Here is a 7,394-nt window from a genome sequence, read left to right on the forward strand (position 1 = left end):
GGCATGCAACCGGCACTCGTTAACAGCCCTGATCTGCACGCCAATCCCATAACAGAGTCAGATACAAGGCAAAAACTCGCATACCACCCTCTCAGCGTGCGTTTGACCTGTGCTTAGTCCTTGCCGCACACCGAAATCTCGCCCGCCTGCCAGTCGCTTTCTCCCGCGCTGGAGTTGAGTACCTTGGTCGGGCGGCACGTAACACCGGAGCGGTCAGCGGATTCCCGGGTTGGAAAGCTCGGCACAGCTCCGCCGCGGGATCCGGCACGGCTTCGAGATACTTTTGCCGTCCGCTTCGAAGCCACTGTCCACATCGCCGCCATCAACGAATGGCTGTGATCCAGCCTTCGTGTCGCAGTGCATGTCATGCTGGCCGTCGGCGACCAGCCGGCAGGTCGAGGGGAGACAGATCCGATGGGGGCTCGGCACTACTGCGCCGACAGCGAGAACGGCGACCACATCGACGACCCGTCCGAGGATGCGCTGTTCATGCTGATCGACGACCTCAACGACGCGGACAACACGTTCGTCGTCATCCAGCCCGACAAGGACGACCCGGCCTGGTTCGCCTCGGTCGCCGTACTGGACGAAGGCGGCTACAAGATCGTCCGCCGCGACACCAGCCGCCGCGAGCACGAGGTCACCACCGACACCAGCATCGGCACCATCGCCAAGGACCTCACCATCTGGATGGCCGCCCGGGACTTCGCCAGACGGCCAAACACACAGGCCAACACGTTCTAAAACGACGGGGTTGCCCTTAAGCGTCGTCCCATAGATGATCGTTCGCATGCTGGGTGACCTGCTGGTTTCTGCGTCACCCGGCGAGGATGAAGTTGTGCAGACGGGCGATTCCGAGGACGGCGTGGTGGACGCCGTCGCCTTTGAGGCGGCAATGGTCGCGGGAGTGACGACCCGTCGTGGAGGCCGGACCGTGCTCGACGTCTCTGACGTCCACTGGCACCGCTGATCAAGGTTGTCGTCGGGAGGCCACCGCCTCGGTCAGGGCCTGTCGGGCGGCGGCCCGGTCGCCGCGATCGTGAAGGCGGACTGACCGGCGCGGTTGCGCAGCGCGCTGGTCCGAGGCGGCCGGGACCGTCCCGACGTGTGGCTATTTGCGGACGGTGAGAGTAAAGGCGCTGCCGTGCTTGGCGGTGACGTCGATGGTGGCGCCGGATGCCGGATCGCGGAAGTGGGTGACGGCGTCGCTGCCGTGGCCGTAGGTGGCGTCGTTGAGTTCGCTTCCGTCGCAGCCCCCGGAGTTCGGGCGGGCATCCTTCACCCGGATCGGCCCAGAGCCGGAGTTGACGCTGGTGTCGACGGTGTAGATGAGCACGCCGGTCGCACAGGCCTTTTTGTTGACCCCCTCTTTGGAGCGGACTTCGGCCACCACGGCGCGGGTGCTACTTGTCTTGATGACGGCCATCTTCTTTCCGGCCGCCCGCTCCACGGGGGTGAGGACCTGGGTGGAGGTACCCGGCCTGGAGATGCATCCGACCTGGTCGGGCCTGAGCCATCCCTGCTTCCATTTGTGCCAGGCCAGGCGGTCGGGGGAGTGGCCGGATATCAGGCCCATTTGGTCCCAACCGCCGACGTAGGGGTGCTCGTTGTCGCTGGAGGCGTAGGAGTAGAGGTCGGGAAGGCCCATGGTGTGTCCGGTCTCGTGGTTCAGAACCGTCGGACCCCAGTGGTTGAGGTCTTGGCCGAAAGTGACCGTCTTGCCGATGTCCGTGCCGTCGCCCGACGTGACGCTGTCCATGAAGGTGGGGGAGAAGGACACTGCTTTGGCCGCGCCGGTCGGCACGATGTAGAGGACCTGTGTCCCGCGAAAGCTGATCGAGCGTCCCACCGCGCGCAGCGCGTCAGTGATGTATCGACGGTGGTCGGCGGTGGTGAGATCACGCTGGAAGTGGTAGTCGGTGGATTTGCGGGGCATTCGGTAGAAGCGGGAGGTGTCGGCCTTCACCTTCAGGGACAGTTGGCCGTATGAGGTGGTCCTGAACCAGCGCGTCGCTCCTGGCACAAGTTTGTTGTACAACCCGCCGGTTGTGTCGTCCGCAGGGGCGTCGGGGAAGTCCACGAAGATCATGGTGGCCTTCACGGTGCCCTTGCTCGGTACGAACCGGCCGGCTCTCGTGATGCCTTCGGACAGGTCCGCTTTGGTGGCGGGCAGCGCGCAGTTCCCGGCAGGTTCGGCGGCGCTGGCGGAAGCGCCTTGGGTCCCAGCCAGCAGCGTCCCGACGGCCGTGGCCACGGCGGTGGCGGCCGCTACTACGGCCAGGGTGGAGCGATCCATTCGACGGTGTCCTGCCATCTCGTTCTCCCTCTCGTACTCTCGTGCGGGACCGGGATTCGGCCGAGCTGTCGGCCGTACCGATACGGTGTGGTGGGGCCCTGTGTCGCGCGTCCAGCGGGGGAGGGGCAGGCTCCGGAACGCGCTACGACATGTGCGGTTCGGGTACGGCGGTTGTTGGCGCGGGGCCGACCACCGGCGAGGTGTTCAGTGCCCTGCACCGCCGACACCGGGCAGCGGAGTTCAAGAAGTTCCTGACCAGGATCGACAGGGTCTGGACCAAGTCAGCCGAAGAGACCCTCGACTCCTTCGCTCAATTCTGCCGACGAATCTCTGGCGCAGGACACCAGGTGGTCTGCAATGGCACGTGAGATCACCATGTCAGTCGCAGCCTGAACGAATCCGAACTGCCCTGAAGGGTTCGCTTCCAGAAACCACCAGGACCCTGAGGCGTCGACAGCAAAGTCCAGGGCCGCGTACTCCAGCCTGAGCTGTCCCATCAGCTTGCGGACCTTCTTGACGAGCGGCTGGCTCATTCCTACGGCGTCGAAGGACAGCTTCTCCTCAGGTGCTGCCCGCCAGTCCAGCACTCCGTCTTGGGCAGTGATCTTGCAGGGGAAGAGCCGATCCCCAATCGCTGTCAGGCGGATGTCGTACACCTTCTCGACGGGCTGTTGGAAGTAGTGGACTGCCCGACGAACACTCTCGGCCTCGGCCTGGATCTGTTCGGCCGTAACGATCCGCGCCGGCACGAACCGTCGGGAGTGGCCAGTGAGTGTTTTGCAGACGGCTCGATCGTTGTGTTTGTCGGCGAACCGGACCGCTTCCTCTGGATCGTTCGTGTAGATCGTGTGAGGCGTGCGTAACCCGACCTTCGCCGCCTGCTTGAGCTGTGCGGGCCCCGGTTTGGCGGCTGAGGCCCGGTGGGGGTGGTTCACCCACATGACGTCTTCGAGGCCGTACAGGAGACCTTCCAGCACAGCCCGAGATTCACCCTCTGCCCAGCCCTCTGGAGGGTCGGGGTGCCACCAGAAGACAGACACGATCGAGGTCGAAGGCGTCGTTCGATTCTCGTCGGAGAGCAGGAACCTCAACGATTCGTTGTCAGCGCACCCCGTCAATCGAAGGACGCCAGACTTCGCCAGGTCGTTTGGGTCGATCCGGTGCACGTTCGTTTCGTGATTGGCAAGGTCCCGAACTACGAGATCGGCTCCGAGGTCGTTTGTCGCGGCAACGACGAGCACGGTGGGGGGCAAGGGCATGATCAGTCGTCGTCCTTCTTCGCGCCGGAGGAGTTGACCGTCATCGACGGGCCGAACAGCATGTTGGGGATACGAAAAACGCCATTCTTCTTCGTCCCAGAGGAGTTGACCGTCCATGTCGGATTGGCAACCTTTGCCGTGTCGACCACGGCCTGACCCGCAGAAGTGACATTGAGCTGGCGGCGCCTGTCGTAGGAGTACAACGGCGTCCTGTCGACGGGGCCGGCCGGGGACTCCACGAGGAGTGCGAAGGGAGCAGTCGTCATTGGTTCTGTTCTTCCAGGTAGGCGAGTGGAGCGTATAGGGGCACCCCCCCCGGGAGCCGCGAGATGTTCGGCGCGGTAACGCTGGCGGCGGCCGTAATGACGTGGCGGCGGTGTGTCGCCGCTCGCCGCTTCCGCGCCGGCACCGTTTCTATGACCCGGACACCGACGATGTCGTCGAGGCCGAGCTCACCGCCGTAACCGCAGCCGCGCGCCCCGGTTTTCGAGCTGCGCGATGCTGCCCGGACTGCGGCCCGCGCCGACGAGTTCAAAGCGCTGGGCCCTGCTGCACACACCTCGCGTCGGAGTGCAGCACTGCGCCAACGGCACCGAGTGAAGAGCCAACGGAAGTTCGACGGATCGGCCCTGGGAAGGATCCCAGGCATGGACGGGTGGCGATGTCCGTGAGTAGCGGGTGCGCTACTTGTTGAGTGAGGTCGGAACCTGTCCCCGAGTGGTGGACACCTCTGAGCCCGGCCCAGTAAGGGCCCGGGTAGGAGGGATGTCTATGGTGATGAACAGGGCTTGGTCATGGTCCCCGATCAGTTCGCGAAGTAGCTGCTTGACCGTGCCTGCGGGGAGGATGGACCGTCAGGCAGTCGAGGAACTGAACGCAGATCTCGCCGAGTTCACCGGCGATGTCTTCGCGTACCTGGCCTACGCAGGCCAGCGTGGCTACGGCCGGCGGTAGTTGCTGCGGAACCCGGGATACACGGCTCTAGACCTCGAGACGCCCGACGGTGCCGGAGGCTCACCGTCGCCCTCAGTGTCCGCGTCAAGGAGCCCAGGCCCTTCCGCGAAGCCCCGCACGACCGCCAAGAGCCCCCTGCGTCGAAGAAGCCGGCCCAACCCGCGCAACGCGCGCCAAGCGCCCTGGCTCAGGTCATCGCGCTCGTCAACAAAGAGCGTGCGGTCAAGGACCCGCAGTTCGTCGAGAAGGTGCGCGACGTGGTGGGCCTGTACCTCGATCCGCCCGAGCGGGCCACGCCCCTCGCTGATGGAGCGGAAACAAGACGCCGGATGCTTCCCTCATTCCAAGCTAGACCGTACCTGACCAGCAGAAATCAAACGATCATGTTCGGTTGAGATGCGGCTTCTGAACAAGGTCCGTGTCCCGCGCCTCGGGCCGGGCGGGCCGCGCAACCGGCCAGACCGCGTGCGTGCCGACAAGGCGTACACCTCCCGGAAGAACCGCGCTCACCTGCGGCGGCGCAGGGTCCACTGCACCATCCCGGACAAGCCCGTCCAGGCCCGCAGCCGCAAGAAGCGCGGCTCGCGCGGCGGCCGGCCGCCGAAGTTCGACCTGAGACACCGTCGCACCCTGCCCGTTGACCATTCCTCAACACGTCTCTGAACTAGCAGGGAGAAGCACATCGAGGAAGGGCACATGAGAAAAGTTCCGACGGGATGCGTATGACTGGGCAACTGAACGATTTTGTGCGGTCTCAGCTCGCCGGGGCATCGAGGAAAGGACATGCTCGATCGTTCAGATGCTTATCTGACTGTCGGAGAGCCGTCGGTTGCCCGTACCCGGTCACTTCGGGCGTGTCGGCTGAGGAGGACTGTGATGCGAACCGACCCCATCGAACCGAGGGGAGAATACCTTTCGGAACCCGACCTCGGCCGTTCGATCACGGAGGCTTTCGATGACGTTCTGGACGCCCTGGACGCCGCACGCGCCGAGCTGCGCACAACCGATGTCTTTCTGCAACACAGGCTCAGTGGGCCCGCGCTGGGGACGAGTCCGCAGTCCCCGGCCCTGCCTCACACCGTGTGGCGGGGCGACCACGGCCGCAGTCGGCCGCCGTCTCCGCCCGATGTCGCGGCCACTGAGTCGTCGCGCGAATCTGCTTCCGGCGTCGAGAACTGGGACGCGTTCCGGCCGCGGAAGGAGATGAGCCCGGCCTCCGGGGAGCGCACCACTGTTTCGGAAGCAAATGGCGTACAACCACTATGGGCTCGTGGGACGCAGCTTCAGGACACCACCTCTGCAGCTGCCATGGGAGCATCCGAGCGCGCGGACCGAACAAGGGGGTCAAGTCCGGGCAGTTGGTCCTCGCGTCGAGGTTCTGTCCCGCTCCGGTCGGCCTGGGACATGCCTTCCACAGGCGAGGCAGTCCAGTTGGACCGAAGGAGGGCCACGCCTCATTCGAGCAGCGACACAGAGCACCAGAATCTCACCGCTCCCGGCAGGGGGGTCGAATGCCACGCACTGCAAGAGGCCGACCTTCCGCCGGCACAGCCGAGTCGGCGCCAAACCCCAGGTCAGTTCAGCAGGTCAACACGACCCGTCGGCAAGGCCGGCAAGCTTGCGGGAGCCTGCGGGATCGGCGTGGTAGGAAGTCTCGTTGCCGTCGGTTGGATGCTGAACAGTGGCGGCACGTCATCATCACAATCCTCGCTGCCCTCGGACGACCCGAGCCCACAGTTTCCCGGCACTGGCGGACACGCCGGGACGCCGAACCCGGGCGATGCCGCGGCGCCGCTCCCCCGCACACCCACTCCGGGGGACCAGCAGAGACACTGGTTCTCGCGTACCCAGCACGCCGGCTACCAGCAGAGGCACTGGTTCTCGCATACCCAGGACAATGGCTACCAGCCTGCCGGGCACTACGGCATCACGATCCAGTCGGCTTCGGCCAGGTTTCAGGATCTGATGGACTCCGGTCGGCTTGGCCAGGCTTGTCGGCCTGAGACTCAGAGCGATTCGCATCCCGCACCTTCCTCTTCGGCTCCATCGGCTGCCAACACCACGCCGACATCCGCTCCCTCCGCTCCCGCGACTCGACCGCCGCGCCACCAAACAGGCGAGGTCGGGACAACGAGCCAAGCCGCCACACCTACCTACCACGACGCACCGGGGCCGAGGGCGGAGAAGACGCAGGCCAACACGGCGCCCGGGCAAGAGCAGGCGACGCCGGTCAGCCGTGAGAGCAAGAGCAGTGACGAACAGGTCGGTGCGGGCCAGCAGGACCCGACGCAGCAGACGGGCACGGCACAGCAGACCGAGGGCGTCGAGCCCGTCGAATCAAACCGACAGGGCTGGTCCGCGCGTCCGGCACCCTCACCGGAGCCTTCCGGCGGGACGGGGGCGTGGGGAACGAACGAAACCGTTCCAGGCTGAGTCCGGCCTGCTGGATGAACCGCCCCGTGTCAGGTAGAGACTCCGGACTGCCCCGAGTTGAGTGGAGCCGAGTTGCTTGGTTTCAGGCTACTGGCGGGATGCGGAGTTCGTACTCCACCGGACTGAGCATGCCCAGCGCGGAGTGCCTGCGCTGTCGGTTATGGAAGATTTCCAGGTACTCGAAGAGCGCGGTGGACAGCTCCAGACGTGTTCGCCACCGTCTGCGGTTGAGCAGTTCGACCTGGACCCGGGCCCAGAAGGACTCCATCATCGCGTTGTCCACGCAGTCCCCGATGGAGCCCATCGAGGGCAGCAGGCCGGAGGCCCTCGCGCGCTGGGTGAACGCCCAGGACCCGAACTGGGCGAGTTCAACCGGTCGTTGCAACACCGGGTTGTTGTAGTGAGCGTAGCTGTTCCTCGAAGACCTCGGCCGGGGTCTTCCAGTCGAGGAT

The 7,394-nt window shown here is 65.2% G+C and carries 6 protein-coding genes; 2 read left to right on the forward strand and 4 right to left on the reverse strand.

Annotation, left to right across the window (positions count from 1 at the left end; genetic code table 11):
* The first annotated feature begins 414 nt into the window (after nucleotides 1-414).
* Nucleotides 415-744: a hypothetical protein gene (locus tag ACWGKT_RS48045; RefSeq protein WP_453278750.1), complete on the forward strand. Its 330-nt coding sequence runs from the start codon at nucleotides 415-417 to the stop codon at nucleotides 742-744.
* 46 nt (nucleotides 745-790) lie between these two features.
* Nucleotides 791-970 carry a hypothetical protein gene (locus ACWGKT_RS48050; RefSeq protein ID WP_453278755.1) on the forward strand — a complete coding sequence of 60 codons (180 nt, stop codon included), beginning with the start codon at nucleotides 791-793 and terminating at the stop codon, nucleotides 968-970.
* A 141-nt stretch (nucleotides 971-1,111) separates the two neighbouring features.
* Here the strand turns inward: ACWGKT_RS48050 and ACWGKT_RS48055 are convergent, their stop codons facing one another.
* The 4 genes from ACWGKT_RS48055 to ACWGKT_RS48070 all read right to left on the reverse strand — a co-directional run bounded on the left by ACWGKT_RS48055 (nucleotide 1,112) and on the right by ACWGKT_RS48070 (nucleotide 7,246).
* Nucleotides 1,112-2,296, reverse strand: a complete 1,185-nt coding sequence (locus tag ACWGKT_RS48055) for a M6 family metalloprotease domain-containing protein (protein WP_453278751.1) — start codon at nucleotides 2,294-2,296, stop codon at nucleotides 1,112-1,114.
* 281 nt (nucleotides 2,297-2,577) lie between these two features.
* Nucleotides 2,578-3,555 (reverse strand): hypothetical protein, encoded by a 978-nt coding sequence (locus tag ACWGKT_RS48060; protein ID WP_453278752.1) that lies wholly within the window; start codon nucleotides 3,553-3,555, stop codon nucleotides 2,578-2,580.
* Between the two features lie 2 nt (nucleotides 3,556-3,557).
* The gene (locus ACWGKT_RS48065; protein WP_453278753.1) at nucleotides 3,558-3,821 is read right to left on the reverse strand and encodes a hypothetical protein; all 264 of its coding nucleotides are present in this window, start codon (nucleotides 3,819-3,821) and stop codon (nucleotides 3,558-3,560) included.
* Nucleotides 3,822-7,024: 3,203 nt separating this feature from the next.
* The gene (locus ACWGKT_RS48070) at nucleotides 7,025-7,246 is read right to left on the reverse strand and encodes an IS3 family transposase (protein ID WP_453278754.1); all 222 of its coding nucleotides are present in this window, start codon (nucleotides 7,244-7,246) and stop codon (nucleotides 7,025-7,027) included.
* Nucleotides 7,247-7,394 lie beyond the last annotated feature (148 nt).

Source organism: Streptomyces sp. NPDC054794 (genome assembly GCF_053611585.1).

What these genes read in the sequence shown, in the direction of transcription:
- ACWGKT_RS48070 (WP_453278754.1), bottom strand. Translation starts at nt 7,246, where the DNA reads ATGGGCTCCATCGGGGACTGCGTGGACAACGCGATGATGGAGTCCTTC.
- ACWGKT_RS48045 (WP_453278750.1), top strand. Translation starts at nt 415, where the DNA reads ATGGGGGCTCGGCACTACTGCGCCGACAGCGAGAACGGCGACCACATC.
- ACWGKT_RS48060 (WP_453278752.1), bottom strand. Translation starts at nt 3,555, where the DNA reads ATGCCCTTGCCCCCCACCGTGCTCGTCGTTGCCGCGACAAACGACCTC.
- ACWGKT_RS48055 (WP_453278751.1), bottom strand. Translation starts at nt 2,296, where the DNA reads ATGGATCGCTCCACCCTGGCCGTAGTAGCGGCCGCCACCGCCGTGGCC.
- ACWGKT_RS48050 (WP_453278755.1), top strand. Translation starts at nt 791, where the DNA reads ATGCTGGGTGACCTGCTGGTTTCTGCGTCACCCGGCGAGGATGAAGTT.
- ACWGKT_RS48065 (WP_453278753.1), bottom strand. Translation starts at nt 3,821, where the DNA reads ATGACGACTGCTCCCTTCGCACTCCTCGTGGAGTCCCCGGCCGGCCCC.